At 61.2% G+C, this 14,144-nt stretch carries 13 protein-coding genes; 5 read left to right on the top strand and 8 right to left on the bottom strand.

Annotated elements, in window-relative coordinates; translation table 11 throughout:
- Window positions 1-7: 7 nt before the first annotated feature.
- The 3 genes from Q8K09_RS09555 to fdhF are packed head-to-tail and all read right to left on the bottom strand — an operon-like array spanning window position 8 to window position 3,943.
- On the bottom strand, window positions 8-847 hold the full coding sequence (locus Q8K09_RS09555; protein WP_305254731.1) for an FAD/NAD(P)-binding protein: 840 nt from the start codon (window positions 845-847) through the stop codon (window positions 8-10).
- A complete protein-coding gene (locus Q8K09_RS09550) occupies window positions 844-1,863 on the bottom strand; it encodes a 4Fe-4S dicluster domain-containing protein (protein ID WP_305254730.1) in 1,020 nt (339 codons plus the stop codon). The genes Q8K09_RS09555 and Q8K09_RS09550 overlap by 4 nt, the downstream gene beginning before the upstream one ends.
- Entirely contained in the window at window positions 1,850-3,943 is a 2,094-nt protein-coding gene (gene fdhF, locus Q8K09_RS09545; protein WP_305254729.1) for a formate dehydrogenase subunit alpha, read from the bottom strand. Before fdhF ends, Q8K09_RS09550 begins: the two co-directional genes overlap by 14 nt.
- Before the next feature lie 193 nt (window positions 3,944-4,136).
- Here fdhF and Q8K09_RS09540 point away from each other — a divergent pair, with 193 nt between their 5' ends.
- On the top strand, window positions 4,137-4,679 hold the full coding sequence (locus Q8K09_RS09540; protein WP_305254728.1) for an Hsp20/alpha crystallin family protein: 543 nt from the start codon (window positions 4,137-4,139) through the stop codon (window positions 4,677-4,679).
- Window positions 4,680-5,372: 693 nt separating this feature from the next.
- On the opposite strand, the gene Q8K09_RS09535 is transcribed toward Q8K09_RS09540, so the two are convergent.
- Window positions 5,373-6,272 (bottom strand): universal stress protein, encoded by a 900-nt coding sequence (locus Q8K09_RS09535; protein ID WP_305254727.1) that lies wholly within the window; start codon window positions 6,270-6,272, stop codon window positions 5,373-5,375.
- Window positions 6,273-6,591: 319 nt separating this feature from the next.
- Between Q8K09_RS09535 and Q8K09_RS09530 the strand changes: the two genes are divergently transcribed.
- The 3 genes from Q8K09_RS09530 (at window position 6,592) to Q8K09_RS09520 (ending at window position 9,913) form a co-directional block, all read left to right on the top strand.
- The gene (locus Q8K09_RS09530; RefSeq protein WP_305254726.1) at window positions 6,592-7,614 is read left to right on the top strand and encodes a phosphotransferase; all 1,023 of its coding nucleotides are present in this window, start codon (window positions 6,592-6,594) and stop codon (window positions 7,612-7,614) included.
- 19 nt (window positions 7,615-7,633) lie between these two features.
- Window positions 7,634-8,599 carry a ribose-phosphate pyrophosphokinase gene (locus Q8K09_RS09525; RefSeq protein ID WP_305254725.1) on the top strand — a complete coding sequence of 322 codons (966 nt, stop codon included), beginning with the start codon at window positions 7,634-7,636 and terminating at the stop codon, window positions 8,597-8,599.
- A gap of 189 nt (window positions 8,600-8,788) precedes the next feature.
- Window positions 8,789-9,913 carry a CapA family protein gene (locus tag Q8K09_RS09520; RefSeq protein WP_305254724.1) on the top strand — a complete coding sequence of 375 codons (1,125 nt, stop codon included), beginning with the start codon at window positions 8,789-8,791 and terminating at the stop codon, window positions 9,911-9,913.
- 58 nt (window positions 9,914-9,971) lie between these two features.
- On the opposite strand, the gene cfa is transcribed toward Q8K09_RS09520, so the two are convergent.
- Window positions 9,972-11,144, bottom strand: coding sequence for a cyclopropane fatty acyl phospholipid synthase (gene cfa / locus Q8K09_RS09515; RefSeq protein WP_305254723.1), 1,173 nt, complete (start codon window positions 11,142-11,144; stop codon window positions 9,972-9,974).
- Window positions 11,145-11,390: 246 nt separating this feature from the next.
- Between cfa and fnr the strand changes: the two genes are divergently transcribed.
- Window positions 11,391-12,146: a fumarate/nitrate reduction transcriptional regulator Fnr gene (gene fnr / locus Q8K09_RS09510; protein WP_305254722.1), complete on the top strand. Its 756-nt coding sequence runs from the start codon at window positions 11,391-11,393 to the stop codon at window positions 12,144-12,146.
- Between the two features lie 24 nt (window positions 12,147-12,170).
- Here the strand turns inward: fnr and Q8K09_RS09505 are convergent, their stop codons facing one another.
- From Q8K09_RS09505 to Q8K09_RS09495, 3 genes are all read right to left on the bottom strand, one after another.
- Window positions 12,171-12,836: a dienelactone hydrolase family protein gene (locus Q8K09_RS09505; protein ID WP_305254721.1), complete on the bottom strand. Its 666-nt coding sequence runs from the start codon at window positions 12,834-12,836 to the stop codon at window positions 12,171-12,173.
- Between the two features lie 26 nt (window positions 12,837-12,862).
- The gene (locus tag Q8K09_RS09500) at window positions 12,863-13,540 is read right to left on the bottom strand and encodes a phosphoribosyltransferase (protein ID WP_305254720.1); all 678 of its coding nucleotides are present in this window, start codon (window positions 13,538-13,540) and stop codon (window positions 12,863-12,865) included.
- Window positions 13,541-13,718: 178 nt separating this feature from the next.
- A complete protein-coding gene (locus Q8K09_RS09495) occupies window positions 13,719-13,937 on the bottom strand; it encodes a hypothetical protein (protein WP_305254719.1) in 219 nt (72 codons plus the stop codon).
- Window positions 13,938-14,144 lie beyond the last annotated feature (207 nt).

The following is a 14,144-nucleotide window of genomic DNA, read 5'->3' as shown; positions in this document are numbered from 1 at the left end:
TGACGACTCAACAAGGCCGTTGATCTTGCGCAATACGCGTTTGATGACCACCGGCCTGCAGCTGCAGATAACGGTCATAACGGTAAGTTGGGCCGTCCTTGCAGACGTAGCTGGTACCCAGGTAACAATGCCCGCACAAGCCGTCCGCACAGTGCATGCGCCGTTCCAGCGAGAGCCAGATCTTGTCGGCGGCGATGCCGCGCTGCAGGCAGGCCTCGGCGGTGGCGAGCATCAGCGCCTCGGGGCCGCAGCAAAGCACCGCATCGGGCGGCTGTGCGGCGAATAGTTCGTCGAGATGATCGAGTGGCGAGCCTTGGCGCTGGCCGGGCGTGGCCTCATCGCAAGTCTCGATAAAGGACATGGTCTGGCGCCAGCGTTTGCGCTCGCGCCCCAGTACCTGAGCCGCGCTGTTGCGCGCGCCATAGATGATGTTCAGTCGCACCGGCAGGCGATTGCAGCTGGCTTCATCGATCACCCCAGCCAGCGGTGCCAGGCCGCAGCCACCGGCCACCACCAGCACCCGACGCGCACAAAAAAACAGCGGCCAGCCCTTGCCGAAGGGGCCGCGATAACCCAGCACAGCGCCTACCGGCTGCTCGAACAAGGCCTGGGTGAGCGTGCCCATGCGCCGCACCAGGGCGCTGAAGCGACCTTGCTGGTCGGGCAGGCTGAGGTAGGTGAACGGTGCCTCGCCAAAGCCTGGTACCGCGAGCATGAAGAATTGACCGGGAATTACTGCCATATCACTGGCTAGTGGCTTATCGAGGCGCAAGCTGAAGTGGCGCGCCTCCTCACCGTCTGCGTAATGATCAAGCAGGCGCAGCGTGCGTGGCGTCGAATCGATCATCTCGGGTTTACCCTCTGCATAACGCCATGTACGCCAATACCGCCTGGGCAGACACGGTCACAGCGACCGCAGCCGACACAGCCATAAGCCTCGAATTGTGCTTTGAAGCCATCACCGAACTTGTGCGACCAGAAGCGCTGCACCCGCTGGCCTGCAGTCGCGCTGGGGTTGTGGCCACTCGCCTCCTGCTGGAAGCCCTGATACAGACAGGAGTCCCAGACCCGTTCGTGCTGCATGGCGTCTGGCGCATTGAGCCGCTCCAGCGGGGCGTAGCAGGAACAGGTCGGGCACACCGTCGTGCAACCGGAGCAGCCCAGGCAGCGCAGCCCGAGCGCCTCCCAGGTATCGGCGTCGATGCGCCCGGCATTGAGCGATACGATGCCGTCGACTATCTCCTGCTGCGGCCCCTGTTCAGCCGCCACGCAGACCTCGTTGGCGCGACGTTCTGTTTGCCAGTCATTGCCTGCAGCCGGCAAGCGCAGGCCGCGCAAGGCGGCGTGACCGGCCTCACTGGCGACCAGCAGCAACCAGTCAGCCGCAGCGTCTTGGCGTGGCAACAGGATCAGGTCGGCAGTGTGCTCGCCTACCGTCGGGCCGCTGCCAACAATGCTGCAGAAACCGCCAACGCAGCTGTGCAGGCAATCGACGCCCACCAGCAACGTGGCGCGCCGGCGCGCCTGGTAATGCGGGTCTTCGGCAAAGAAACGATCCTGGTAGACCACGGCCTTGAGGTCACAGGCGTGCAGGCCGAACAGCACCTGTGGCACCACCGCTGGCAGCGCCGAGTAGAACTGCCCGCCGTCGAAGCGAAACAGCAACTCGCGCTCGGCGAAGAAAAAACTCTTGGCGGAAAACGGCGGCGGTTCGGCCAAGGGTTCGAATGGCGCAAAATCCTTGGCGCTGACCACTTGCCAGTGTTGCCCGCCCTGGCCATCACCGCGTACTTCATACACGCGGTGTTGCAGCGCCAGGTGCGCACGCAGGCGCTCCGGTTGATCCAGGCTATAGGCTTGCATGACGAACCTCGTGGCTACCGGCCTGGATGCAGGGCGCCTGTCCAGGCGGCAGTGGCTCGACCTTCACTGCGCAGGCTTTTAGCTCAGGCATTTTGCTGGTCGGGTCTTCGGCGTCGTTGGTCAGGCGGTTACAGGGCGCTTCATGAAAGTGATACGGCATGGCCAGGGTGCCTGCAGGCACGTCATCGCTGAGCTGCACGCGGGTTTCCAGATAACCGCGGCGCGAACTCACGCGCACCCCCTGGTGATCGTGCAGCCCCAGTTTGACCCCGTCGGCCGGGTGCATGATCAGCAGCCCGGCCGGTGTCTCGCGTTCGAGCAGCGGCGACTTGCGGGTCATCGAGCCGCTGCCGTAGTGAAAATGCAGGCGGTGGGTGGTGAACGCAAAGGGAAAGTCCGCGTCCGGGCATTCGTCCGGCGCCACCTGAGTCACCGGCAGCAGGCGCCCACGGCCACGGGGGAAGCGCTGCTCGTGGAGAATCGCCGTACCCTGCGGGTGGGCGGCATCACAGGGCCATTGCAGGCCATGATGGAGATCCAGCGCGGGGTAACTCATCGCGGAATAAATCGGGGTCAAGCCCGCCATCTCGACGAACAGCGCCTCACTATCGGCCCAGGCCATACCCGGATAACCCATGAGCCGGGCCAGCTCAGCCAGTATTTGCCAATCGCTGCGCGCCAGTCCTGGCGCGGCAATGGCCTGGCGGATGCGCTGCACGCGCCTTTCGCAGTTGGTGAAGGTGCCGTCCCTCTCGGCGAACGCGGCGGCCGGTAACAACACATCGGCGCATTTGGCCGTCTCGGTCAGGCTGAGTTCGACCACCACCAGAAAATCCAGGGCTGCGAGGGCGCGGGCCACCTGGTTCTGATTCGGATCGGTCAGTAGCGGATCCTCGCCCATGATCATCAACGCACGCAGCTCGCCATGCTGCGCGGCCTTGAGCATACCTTGTGAAGTCAGGCCGGGCGTTTGCGCCAGCTCGGTAGCCCAGGCTGCGGCAAACGTGGCCTGCACCGCCGGGTCGCTGACATCCTGATAGCCGGGGTAGACGTTCGGCAGGCAGCCCATATCGCAGGCGCCTTGCACATTGTTCTGCCCGCGCAGCGGATTGATGCCAGTGCCGGGGCGGCCGATCTGGCCGCAGACCAGCGCCAGGTTGGAGACCGCAATTACATTGTTGGTGCCGCTCTGAAACTGAGTGATGCCCATGCCATAGGCGGTGAAAGCCGCCTTGGCATGGCTGTAGAGAAAGGCCAGGCGTTGTAACTCGGCCACCGCGACGCCGGTGGCTGCGCTGGTCTGCTCCGGGGTCAGCCCGGCGAGGTGCTGCCGCAATGGCTGAATGTCCTCGCAGCGGCTCTCGAGAAAAGCCTGATTCTCCCAGCCGTTGTCGAGAATGATCTGCAGCAAACCGTTGAGTAGCGCGATATTGCTACCCAGGTGTATTTGCAGGTGGATGTCCGCCAGGCGTGCCAAGCGGGTCTTGCGTGGATCGACCACCACCAGGGTAGCGCCACGCGCCTGGGCCTTGAGCATGCGTGCAGCGATCATTGCGTGGTTCTCGGTGACATCGGCGCCGATCACCAGAATCAAGTCAGCCACGTCGATATCGGCAATGCTGTTGGTCATCGCGCCGCAACCCAGAGTGCGTGCCAAGCCCGCCACCGAGGGGCTGTGGCAGATCCGCGCGCAGTGATCAATGTTGTGGGTCTTGAGCACCGCGCGGGCGAACTTCTGTGCGGCGTAGTTATCTTCGTTGGTGGCCCGCGCGCAGCTGATCACACCAACGCCACCCGGCCCCTGCTCATCCAGTACGGCGCGAAATTCCTCGGCGACCCGCCCCAGCGCTTCGCCCCAACTGGCAGGACGGAAGCGTCCATGCTCCTTGATCATCGGCTGGGTCAACCGCTTGTAGGGGTCAATCGCGAAGCTGGTGGCCCAGCCCTTGGCGCAGAGTTGGCCCTGGCTGACCGGGTGCCCGGGTTGTGGCTCGACGCCGATGACGCGACCCTCCTCGATGCGTAACCCAAGGCCACACCCTACCCCGCAGAACGTGCAAATACTCGGTACCACGCGCATGCCGATCTCCAGAATTGGCTCTTATCAATTCAGGCTAGGCCGCCGATCGTGCCGCACGTTTGATCAAGATCAACGATTCGCGGTGCAGTGTCCGCAAGCAAGGGCGTCGGTTTGATCAAGATCAAAGTTGCTGGCCTTGAGCGCTCGCAGAATCGATTTTGTCCGCTCCCGGACGACCTTCAGGAGGAATGAAATGCCCAGTTCTGAAAAGAAAATGCCGGTAACCGCCGATGACACGCAGAGCAAGCGCTCGGCGTTGGCGAAGCCTTGGCACCCATTGGCCAACCTGCGTCAGCAGATTGATCATCTGTTCGAGGACTTCTCCCACAGCCCGCTGCAGCTGCCCTTCGGCCGCAGGATGCTCGACGTCGAGCCATTCTTTAGACGCGAGCTGATGGGCCATGGCATCCCTGCCGTGGATATCGCGGAAAAGGAGAAAAGCTTCGAAATCACCGCCGAATTGCCCGGTATGGATGAGAAGAACATCGAGATCAAACTGTCCAACGGCAACCTGGTGATCAAGGGCGAGAAGAGGGAACAAACCGAGGAGAAAAAGAAGGACTACTACCTCTCCGAGCGGCACTACGGCTCCTTCGAACGCATCTTCAACCTGCCCAAGGGCGTCGATGCCGAAAAAATCGAGGCGCATTTCAGCAAGGGTGTCTTGACCATCAGCCTGCCGAAGAAGCCAGAAGCTATAAAACCGGAAAAGCACATCGACATAAAAGTCAGCTGAGTGCTGGCAATGACCGAAGCCCCTGGCGGCAACGCGCAGGGGCTTGTTTTTAGCTATGTACCAATAGCGTGTTGCGTTCAGTTATCGCCACAGCATTTGAGGTGGTCTGGGTCTGTAGGGTGCGCCGTGCGCACCAGTGTTCGTTGCCTGCGTTGGTGCGCACGGCCTGGGCGGCCCCGCGTCACCCTACCCGTTGCCAGCTGTGCGAAAAGGGCTTAGGCCTGAATCTCCCATGCAACACGCTATTGGGACATAGCCCTTTTTTTGGTTAAAACGGCTTGCGCGCAGCCCCGTAGGATGGCGTTGAATCACCACCCATACCCAGCTGCCGCTGGCCCGCGGGGCATGTGCAGGCGATCGCGCTACGCAGTGACACGATGGGTATCGCTGCGCTCAACCGCATCCTACAAGAGACCAATCCCCCGCGTGGTTAAGCCCTGACCGCCAAAATGCTGCACGGCACTTGATAAAGGATATGTTCCTTGGTGCTACCGATCAGCTTGTCCAGACCACCGCGCTGAGCTGCTTGCGCACAGCCCCGTAGGATGGCGTTGAGCGCAGCGATACCCATCACCACCCATAGCCACCTGCCGTTGGGCCGCGGGGCAAGTGCAGGCGATCGCGCTACGCAGTGACACGATGGGTATCGCTGCGCTCAACCGCATCCTACAAGAGACCAATCCCCCCGCGTGGTTAAGCCTTGACCGCCAAAATGCTGCACGGCACTTGATAAAGGATATGTTCGGTAGTGCTGCCGATCAGCTTGTCGAGCCCTTTGCGCTGGACAGTGCCCATGACGATTACGTCGGTCTCATTTAACCGGGCGAAGTCGGCGATGGCACTGATTGGCGAGCCGATAATGAAATGGCGGCGCTCAGCCGGCACACTGTAATCGTCGGCCAACGCATTGAAACCGGTTTGCAGTTTGCTGCGTAATTCTGCCGCCAGATCCCCGCCGCGCGACACGCTGCCCGCTACCACGTTGGTCAGATAAGCCAGCGAAGGGTCGTAGGTATGCAGCACGTGCAACTCGGCATCGCATTGCAGGGCCAGGCCATTGGCGGCCTCGATTATCCGTTGGTTGAGGCCGCTTTCCTGCGCTTCAGCGCGCGATGGGTCGACTGCGGCGACCACCCGGCGTGGCAGCGGATTGCCGAGCGTGCTGACCAGGTGCACCGGCATCGGCGAGTCGCGCAGCAGGCGCCAGTCCAGCGGGGTGATAAACGCACGCTTAAGCGCCGGTTCGTGCTGCAGGTCCTTGATCAGCAGATCCGCCTGAATTTCTGCTGCGTGCAGGAGGATTTCCTCCAGTGCATGGTTGGTCCACACCGCTTCGGTGGTGACCTTGATGCCTTTGCTGCGCAGCAACTCGGCTTCATCCTTGAGCCATTCGCGGTGCTCCTGCAAATAGCTCTCGCGGGTTTTCTCCTGGATGCTCTTGTCCAGTAGCGCGAGGGTGGAAAAGGGCTCGACGAAGGCGGCGATATGCAACGCGGCGCCACTGGCGATGGCCAATGCGGCAGCACGCTGAAGCCCGGACGAATGACGCATTTCCCGGTCGGCGATGAGAAACAGACGTTGATATTGCCCCATGAGCACCTCCAAACAATTGGCTTTTTATGCGCGTGATTGCAGGTGTTGACTGCGCCTAGCCACAGCCTGCTGTACGACAAAGTGCGCCGCGCGCATCACGGCCACTTTGATTTACATCAAAGCGCCTCGTTAGCGCTCTGAGCTGACCGTCTGCCGCAGTCACCTGCCGGCCATGAACCTTTTGCGGCTTGATCAATATCAATATCGACCGGCTATCCAGGCGCGCATGCTGCTGGCTTAAACCGTATTCAAGGGTATTTGCCTGGCTGGCAGACGACTGCACACAGCCGTTGACCGCGTTGATCGTATCGAGGTGCCGATGAATGCTCAGCAGGAAGTCATCGCTTTTCTCTCTCGTCCGGAGAGCTATGGCGCGCCTGGGAATGTGGTGGAGCTGATCGAGACTCACGGCTCGCTGATTTTTCTGCACGGCCAGCGTGCTTACAAACTCAAACGCGCTATCGCTTATGCGGCCCTCGACTTTCTCAGCCTGGACAGCCGCGAACGTGCCTGCCAAGCCGAACTGCGCCTCAACCGGCGCACCGCTCCTGAGCTCTATCTTGAGGTACGTTCGATCAACCGTGCTGCCGACGGGGGCCTGAGATTCAATGGCGGTGGCCAGGTACTCGACTGGGTGGTGGTGATGCGCCGCTTTGCCCAGGATGCGCTGCTCGAACGCATGGCGCTGGATGGGCGCTTGACCCTGGCGCTGATGGACAGTTTGGGAGCGGAGATCGCCCGTTTTCATGCCAGTGCCGAACTGACTCATGCCTTTGGCGGCGTGGCAGGTATCCGCCAGGCTATTGAGGACAATCACCGTGAGCTGAGCCACTACCAGGCACTGCTCGACCCGGTTACGGTGCACGACGTGCACGATGCCTCGTTAGCCGCCCTCGATGAACTGTCTGGAATCCTCGAGCAACGCCGCCGCGAGGGTCGGGTGCGCTGCTGTCACGGTGATCTGCGTTTGGCCAATATCTGCCTGTACAAGGGCCAACCGACCCTTTTCGACGGTATCGAATTCAGCGAGCAGATCGCGTGCATCGACGTGCTCTACGACCTTGCGTTTGTGTTGATGGATCTGCGTCAGCATGACCTGGCGGGTCATGCCGACAGGCTGTTGCACAGTTATCTGGAGCACAGCCCCCTGGCCGAAGACTGCCGCCTGCTGCCGCTATTTCTCTCGCTGCGCGCAGCCACCCGCTGTTTCACCCTGGCCTGCAGCGCCGTGCGCCTGCCCGAGGCGCACATGCGTGCGGCAAAAGCCAAGCAGGCGCAGGCGCTGCTCCTGCAAGCCAAGGCTTATCTGCACGCGCCGCGCCGCCGCCGGATCAACGACTGACGTTCAGGAGCACAGGCTCATGCCTAGAGAGAGTCCCCTGCTGTTCGCCCTGGATGGCAGCCAGCAATATGCCGCCCGTGTAGCCCAGCGACTCGGTTACCCACTGGCGGCCCATGAAGAACGATCGTTTGAGGATGGCGAGCACAAGAGTCGTCCGCTGCAACCGGTCGACGGCCGCCAGGTGCTGGTGTTTCATTCGCTCTACGGTGATGCCGAGTACAGCGTCAACGACAAGCTCTGCCGCCTGTTGTTCTTCTGCGGTGCATTGAAAGATGCCGGCGCTCGTCAGGTACACCTGGTCACGCCCTACCTGTGCTATGCGCGCAAGGAACGCCGCACCCAGCCCCAGGACCCCATCATCAGTCGCTATGTCGCCACACTGCTGGAGGCTTGTGGCGTCGACCGCTTGCTGGCCCTGGAAGTACATAACGACGCAGCCTTCGACAACGCCTTTCGCATCCCCACCCAGCACCTGCAAGGTGCCGAACTGTTTGCCGAGCACTTCGCCGAGCGTCTTGGTGCCGGCGAGCAAGTGGTGGCCGTGTCCCCGGATGCTGGTGGGGCCAAGCGCGCCGAGCAATTTCGCCAGGCCTTGCAACGACGCATCGGTCGAGCGGTGGGTAGCGCCTACATGGAAAAATACCGCAGTAATGATGTGGTCACTGGCGCCCTGCTGGTCGGCGACGTGGGTGGTAAGACCGCGATCATTGTTGATGACCTGATCAGTACCGGTGGCACCCTGCTGCGCGCCGCCCAGGCCTGCGAGGTTGCCGGCGCAACACGGATCTTCGCCGCCGCGGTGCACGGTCTGTTTACCGGCGGCAGCGCACTGCTCGACAGCCCCCTGCTGGAAGCCATTGTCATCTGCGACAGCGTGCCACCGTTTCGTCTGGAGCCCACGCTGGCTGCCCGGCGGCTGCAGATCATCGACAGCAGCGCAGCGGTGGTGGCCATGCTGGCCGAGCACTATGTTCTGCAAGGATGAGCGATGGTGCAAAGCCCTCGCCCGTCCTGCGTTCTGTTCGGCGAGCAGCGACAACCCGCCAGCTTTGCAGCGCCTAGCGGTGGCCTTGTGGAGGAATAGACTGTACGCCTCGCCGCCGCCTGATCCAGATCAAGACCCGCCCATGCGCCCAGCTATAGCGTGCAGGACTTATCGGAATTGGAGGTCCGTATGCCTGGCAACCCCTCTGCTGTGCGGCTGTTTCTGGCGGGTGACTTGATGTGTGCCCGCGGCATCGACCAAATTCTGCCGCACCCTGGCGACCCTCATATTTCTGAAGCCTACGTTAAGGATGCTCGGGACTATGTGCGACTGGCAGAGCGGCGTAACGGTGTGATACCCCAGCCGGTGGATTATGCCTATGTCTGGGGCATGGTTCTGGAGGCGCTCAGGCAGCGCCGCCCGGATGTGCGCCTGGTCAACCTGGAGACCGCAGTCACCTGCAACGGTTGGCCGCAGCCCAAAGGCATCAACTACCGAATGAATCCGGCCAATCTGCCGGTACTCGAAGTGGCCGGGATCGACTGCTGCGTGCTGGCCAACAACCATGTGCTGGACTGGGGCGAAGCCGGCTTGGCCGAGACTCTGGCCAGCCTTGATGGTCATGGCTTGCGGCATGCCGGTGCCGGTCTCGACCTGGCCAGCGCCTTGGCGCCTGCGATTGTGCCGCTGGCCGATGACGGGCGCCTGCTGGTGTTCGCCTATGCCACAGGCGACTGCGGGGTGCCGCCGGACTGGGCGGCCAGCGAGCAGCGCCCCGGGGTTGCGCGCCTCGACGACCTGTCGCCGCGCAGCGTGCAGCGCATCGCCCAGCACATTCGGGCGTTCAAACAACCCGGTGACCGAGTGCTGGTCTCCCTGCACTGGGGCGGTAACTGGGGGTTTGCCGTGGCGCCTGCGCAACAACGCTTTACCCATGGGCTGATTGACGAAGCCGGGGTAGATCTGGTGCATGGCCATTCGTCGCACCACATCAAGGGCCTGGAAGTTTACCGTCAGCGTCTGATTATCTATGGCTGTGGCGACCTGCTAAATGACTATGAAGGTATTGATGGTCACGCGGCTTACCGTGGCGATCTGGGCCTGCTGTATTTTGCCGACTTGGCTAGAGATGGCCGCCTGCTGGCGCTGGAATTGTTGCCGATCTGTCAGCGCCAGCTGAGTATCCATCGGGCCAAAGGCATGGATCGCCAGTGGCTGCAGGACACCCTGCAGCGTGAGTCGGCGCAATTCGCTTGCACCGTACGCCCCACCAGCGAGAGCAGCTTTGCGCTGGTTTGGCCCAGGTCACACTGAGGGTCAGCCCGGAAATGGCGGTTCCCTGGCGTCTTCCTTAGAGCAGCGGTTGTTCCGTTCAGCGCAGCGAACGATAGCCGTCTGCCACGCCGCCCTTGGACAGAACGATCTGCCACAGCTGAAGGTTGCGCGCCCTGAATGCCCCTGCGCAGGTCAGCAGGTAATAGCGCCACATACGATAGAAGCGCTGGTCATAGTGCGGCGCCAGTTCGGCCCAGTGCTGCTCGAAATTGGCATACCAGGCCATCAGGGTAAGGTCGTAGTCGGCGCCAAAATTATGCCAGTCCTCCATCACCCAATCGGGTTCGATGGCCTTGCCGATCTGTGCGATCGACGGCAAGCCGCCATTGGGGAAAATATGCCGGTTGATCCAGGCATCGCTGTGCAGGCCGCTCTGGTTAGCACCGATGCTGTGCAGCAGGAATAAGCCCTTGTCGCGCAGGCAGCGCTGCACGACCTGCATATACGTGCGGTAATTCTTCCAGCCCACGTGCTCGAACATGCCGAGCGAAACGATGTGGTCGAAGGTTTCACGCAGGTCGCGGTAATCCTGCAGGCGAATGTCCACAGGCAAACCGCTACAACGCTGCCGGGCAAGCTCGGCTTGCTCGCGAGAAATGGTGATGCCAACCACCTCGGCGGCATAATTGCGCGCTGCGAATTCGGCAAAACTGCCCCAGCCGCAACCGATATCGAGCACGCGGTCGCCAGGCTGCAAACCGATCTTGCGGCAGACCAGGTCGAGTTTGTTGGCCTGCGCCTGTTCGAGGTCGGCAGCGTTGCGCCAATAGCCGCAGGTATAGGTCATGCGTGAATCGAGCATGCACTGATAAAGCTGATTACCAAGATCATAGTGGCGTTCGCCAACCATGTAGGCACGAGCCTTGGACTGCAGATTGGCCAGCAAGCCGCTCAACAGTTGCCAGGCTTCTTGCCAACTGACGCTGACCTGCGCCTCGAGATTGGCACGCAACGCCCGATGAATAAATTCGTCGAGCTGCTCGCACTCCCACCAGCCGTCCATGTAGGTCTCGCCGAGCCCAAGATTGCCCTGGGACAAAATGCGCGGATAAGCGCGCGGATCAAGCACGCGCACATCCCACGGCTGGCTGCCATTGAGGCCGATTCCTGCACGCTCCAGCAAATGCTCAATCTTGCCTCTAGCCCGATGGATTTCATCTCCTGGGGAGGTGATTTTATCGGTGTGCAGCGGCAGCTTGCTCTGATCCATAACTCATCCTCACGACGGTCGCCCAGCAACTCTCCCCCCCCATATCGCTGAACCCCCTGTTGCTCGCACGGTGCCCAGAACCACTCGATGAACGCGACTGCAACCTTTGGTCTGATTTCAGAAGGTAGCCCTTCACTCTGCCTGCTGAAGATAGTCAAATATCCGACTAAATTCCTGCATAAATAAATTAGAAAGCTAGAGTCATTGATGTAGAACAGTTTTTTAAAAAAATATAAGGATGGAATCATGTCAGCCAATGGTCGTCACAGCATCTTTACCTCCGCATTAAAGATCCAGATGAATTGCCATGACTGCACCCTCAACCGGCTCTGTCTGCCCAGTTGCCTGGCGCACAGTGAGGTCGAGTTGCTGGAAAGTATCGTTAAACGCAATCGCCCCCTGCACAAAGCCGAGCACTTATTCCGGGCCGGCGACGCCATGCAACAGGTCTATGCCCTGCGCTCGGGAGCACTGAAAACCTACTTGCTGGATCAGGATGGCAGCGAGCAGATCACCGGCTTTATCCTGCCCGGCGAGCTAGTCGGTCTGGATGCCTTTGGCAATCACTGCTTCCCCAGCTATGCCGTGGCTTTGGAGACATCGTTGGTATGCACCATTCCTCTAACCGACCTGGAAGAGTTGGCGGGCAGCATTCCCAGCCTCAGAAAGCAGCTGCTGAAGACCCTGAGCCGTGAGCTGCATGAAGAGCAGCAGCACTACAGCCATAGCCGGGAGAGTGCCGAGCAGCGCTTGGCCATTTTTCTGCTCAACCTCTCGCAACGCTACAGTCGGCGCAACCTCTCGGCAACGAGCTTCATCCTGTCGATGAGTCGTGGCGAAATCGGCAACTATCTGGGCTTGACCACCGAGACAATCAGCCGTCTGTTTAGCCGTTTTCGCCAGCTGGGCCTGCTGCAAATCAAGGGCCGCGAATTACACCTGATGCAACCTACGGCCTTGAATCGATTGGGCAAGATCGAGGTGCAGCAACAAACCATGTGAACAGACACGCTTAATGCTTGTGCGTCATTGACCACTCTTGCGTAGGTGTCGACAGAACCAGTCACCTGCCAGCAGGGCTACTTGTTCCAACGTACCCGTCTCCTCGAACAGGTGTGTAGCCCTCGGTACCACTGCCAATTGTTGCTCACAACGCAGTTTCTGAGCTGCCTTACGATTCAGACGCACTACTTGCGGGTCTGCGCCCCCCACAATTTGCAAGGTTGCTGCCCTCACCCCCGCTAGCGCCTCACCGGCCAAGTCGCTGCGCCCGCCACGGCTGACCACGGCATGCACTGCCTGGGGTCGTTGCGCAGCTGTAATCAGTGCCGCCGCTGCGCCGGTGCTGGCACCAAACAGGCCGATGCGCAGGGCGGCGAAGTCGGCATTGCCCGTAAGCCAGTCGACTACCCCAACCAAGCGCTGACTCAGGCGCGGGATATCGAAGCGATACTCGGCACTGAGTCGATCCACGCGTTCTTCTTGTGCAGTCAGCAAGTCGAACAGCAGGGTCGCCAAGCCCAGGTCATTGAAATAATGCGCGACCTGCAGATTGCGCGGACTGAGCCGACTGCTGCCGCTGCCATGGACAAACACCACCAGGCCGATGGCTTCGGCCGGCAGCAGCAAATCGGCGGTCAATTCGGCATCGCTCACGGGCAGCGTCAAGGTTCGCGACACTATTGCTTGCATGGCGTTAGCCTCCTTCGCTGCTGCAATTATTGTTCTTGCTCGCGCTGCCAGGCCTGGTGCAGCAGGCTCTGTACCTGCTGATCCGAGGTCTGGGAAAAGTCCACGTACCAGCGGCCAATGGCGGTGAACGACTCGGGCATGAACGGGCAGATGACTTCATCGACCTGCCGACGCAGCAGCGCCACGCTGTCGGGCGGCGCCACGGGTACGGCAACTACAATCCGCGCGGGCGATTGCTGGCGTACCGCCTCGACCGCAGCGTGCATGGTGGCACCGGTAGCCAGACCATCGTCGACCAGAATTACCTGCTGCCCATCCAGCAGCGGAGGCGGTCGCTCGCCGCGGTAGGCACGGTCACGGCGCTGCAACTCCAGGCTTTCCCTGGCGGCCACGGCGTCGACGGTGGCGCCATCGATATGCAACGCTGCCAGCACATCGCGATTGAGCACCCGCACGTCACCACTGGCGATGGCACCCATGGCCAGCTCGGCGTGACCGGGCACGCCGAGTTTGCGCACCAGCATCAGGTCCAAACGCAGCTGCAGTGCCTTGGCGATCTCGTACGCCACGGGCACACCACCGCGCGGCAAAGCCAGCACGATCACGTCAGGGCGCCGACGATAAGCGCCCAGCAGGCGTGCCAGCGCCTGGCCAGCGCTTACTCTGTCGCGGATGGGGATTTCCAGTATTTCGTCGCGAGTCATTGTCATGCTCCAGCTTGCGCGCCTGGATCAACCATGCGCCGGAGTTTCTGCAGTGTCTTTGATCTCGATGGGTAGTTCGCACGATAAGTGCCCGCCCTCTTCCCCTGGCGAATGCCCCCTTGTGCATTGCCTCGACTGCAATGATCCAAACCTCAGGTGCACACGGACCCTGTGCGACTCATGTGTCGAGCTGACTCTCGATCAGCTCGCTGAGCGCCTGGTTGATCAATGCCGAGTTCTGCGTCATTAACAGCAGTTGCGCCCGCACGCCCTGGGCCACCTCCGTTGAGCCACGCTGCTCGATCCACTTGGCCAGCTGCCAGACGGCTTCCCCCAGAGCGACCTGGTTCTGATGCAGGCGAGCCAGAGTCGAGGCTGTAAGTTGTTTGTGGTGCATATGCGGTTCCTGCTTCGGTGGCAGCCCCTATCGATTGGCGGTCCAGCATCGACAGCTCGCAGGCTGGGCCTGCAGCGAGGGGCGCATGGTTGACAGGTTGCCAGGTTCTAGCAACTGCAGGCCCGTCGCCATACCTCTTGATTGGTACTCCATACAACGTTGATCTGGCTCAACTACCTTGCCTGCATAAGCCCGAATCTTGACGCT

It is taken from the genome of Pseudomonas sp. (assembly GCF_030683065.1).
Classification (GTDB): Bacteria; Pseudomonadota; Gammaproteobacteria; order Pseudomonadales; family Pseudomonadaceae; genus Aquipseudomonas.
Note: the sequence above shows the minus strand (reverse complement) of the source record. Positions and strands in the feature narration are given on the sequence as shown.

What these genes read in the sequence shown, in the direction of transcription:
- Q8K09_RS09555 (WP_305254731.1), bottom strand. Translation starts at nt 847, where the DNA reads ATGATCGATTCGACGCCACGCACGCTGCGCCTGCTTGATCATTACGCA.
- Q8K09_RS09550 (WP_305254730.1), bottom strand. Translation starts at nt 1,863, where the DNA reads ATGCAAGCCTATAGCCTGGATCAACCGGAGCGCCTGCGTGCGCACCTG.
- fdhF (WP_305254729.1), bottom strand. Translation starts at nt 3,943, where the DNA reads ATGCGCGTGGTACCGAGTATTTGCACGTTCTGCGGGGTAGGGTGTGGC.
- Q8K09_RS09540 (WP_305254728.1), top strand. Translation starts at nt 4,137, where the DNA reads ATGCCCAGTTCTGAAAAGAAAATGCCGGTAACCGCCGATGACACGCAG.
- Q8K09_RS09535 (WP_305254727.1), bottom strand. Translation starts at nt 6,272, where the DNA reads ATGGGGCAATATCAACGTCTGTTTCTCATCGCCGACCGGGAAATGCGT.
- Q8K09_RS09530 (WP_305254726.1), top strand. Translation starts at nt 6,592, where the DNA reads ATGAATGCTCAGCAGGAAGTCATCGCTTTTCTCTCTCGTCCGGAGAGC.
- Q8K09_RS09525 (WP_305254725.1), top strand. Translation starts at nt 7,634, where the DNA reads ATGCCTAGAGAGAGTCCCCTGCTGTTCGCCCTGGATGGCAGCCAGCAA.
- Q8K09_RS09520 (WP_305254724.1), top strand. Translation starts at nt 8,789, where the DNA reads ATGCCTGGCAACCCCTCTGCTGTGCGGCTGTTTCTGGCGGGTGACTTG.
- cfa (WP_305254723.1), bottom strand. Translation starts at nt 11,144, where the DNA reads ATGGATCAGAGCAAGCTGCCGCTGCACACCGATAAAATCACCTCCCCA.
- fnr (WP_305254722.1), top strand. Translation starts at nt 11,391, where the DNA reads ATGTCAGCCAATGGTCGTCACAGCATCTTTACCTCCGCATTAAAGATC.
- Q8K09_RS09505 (WP_305254721.1), bottom strand. Translation starts at nt 12,836, where the DNA reads ATGCAAGCAATAGTGTCGCGAACCTTGACGCTGCCCGTGAGCGATGCC.
- Q8K09_RS09500 (WP_305254720.1), bottom strand. Translation starts at nt 13,540, where the DNA reads ATGACTCGCGACGAAATACTGGAAATCCCCATCCGCGACAGAGTAAGC.
- Q8K09_RS09495 (WP_305254719.1), bottom strand. Translation starts at nt 13,937, where the DNA reads ATGCACCACAAACAACTTACAGCCTCGACTCTGGCTCGCCTGCATCAG.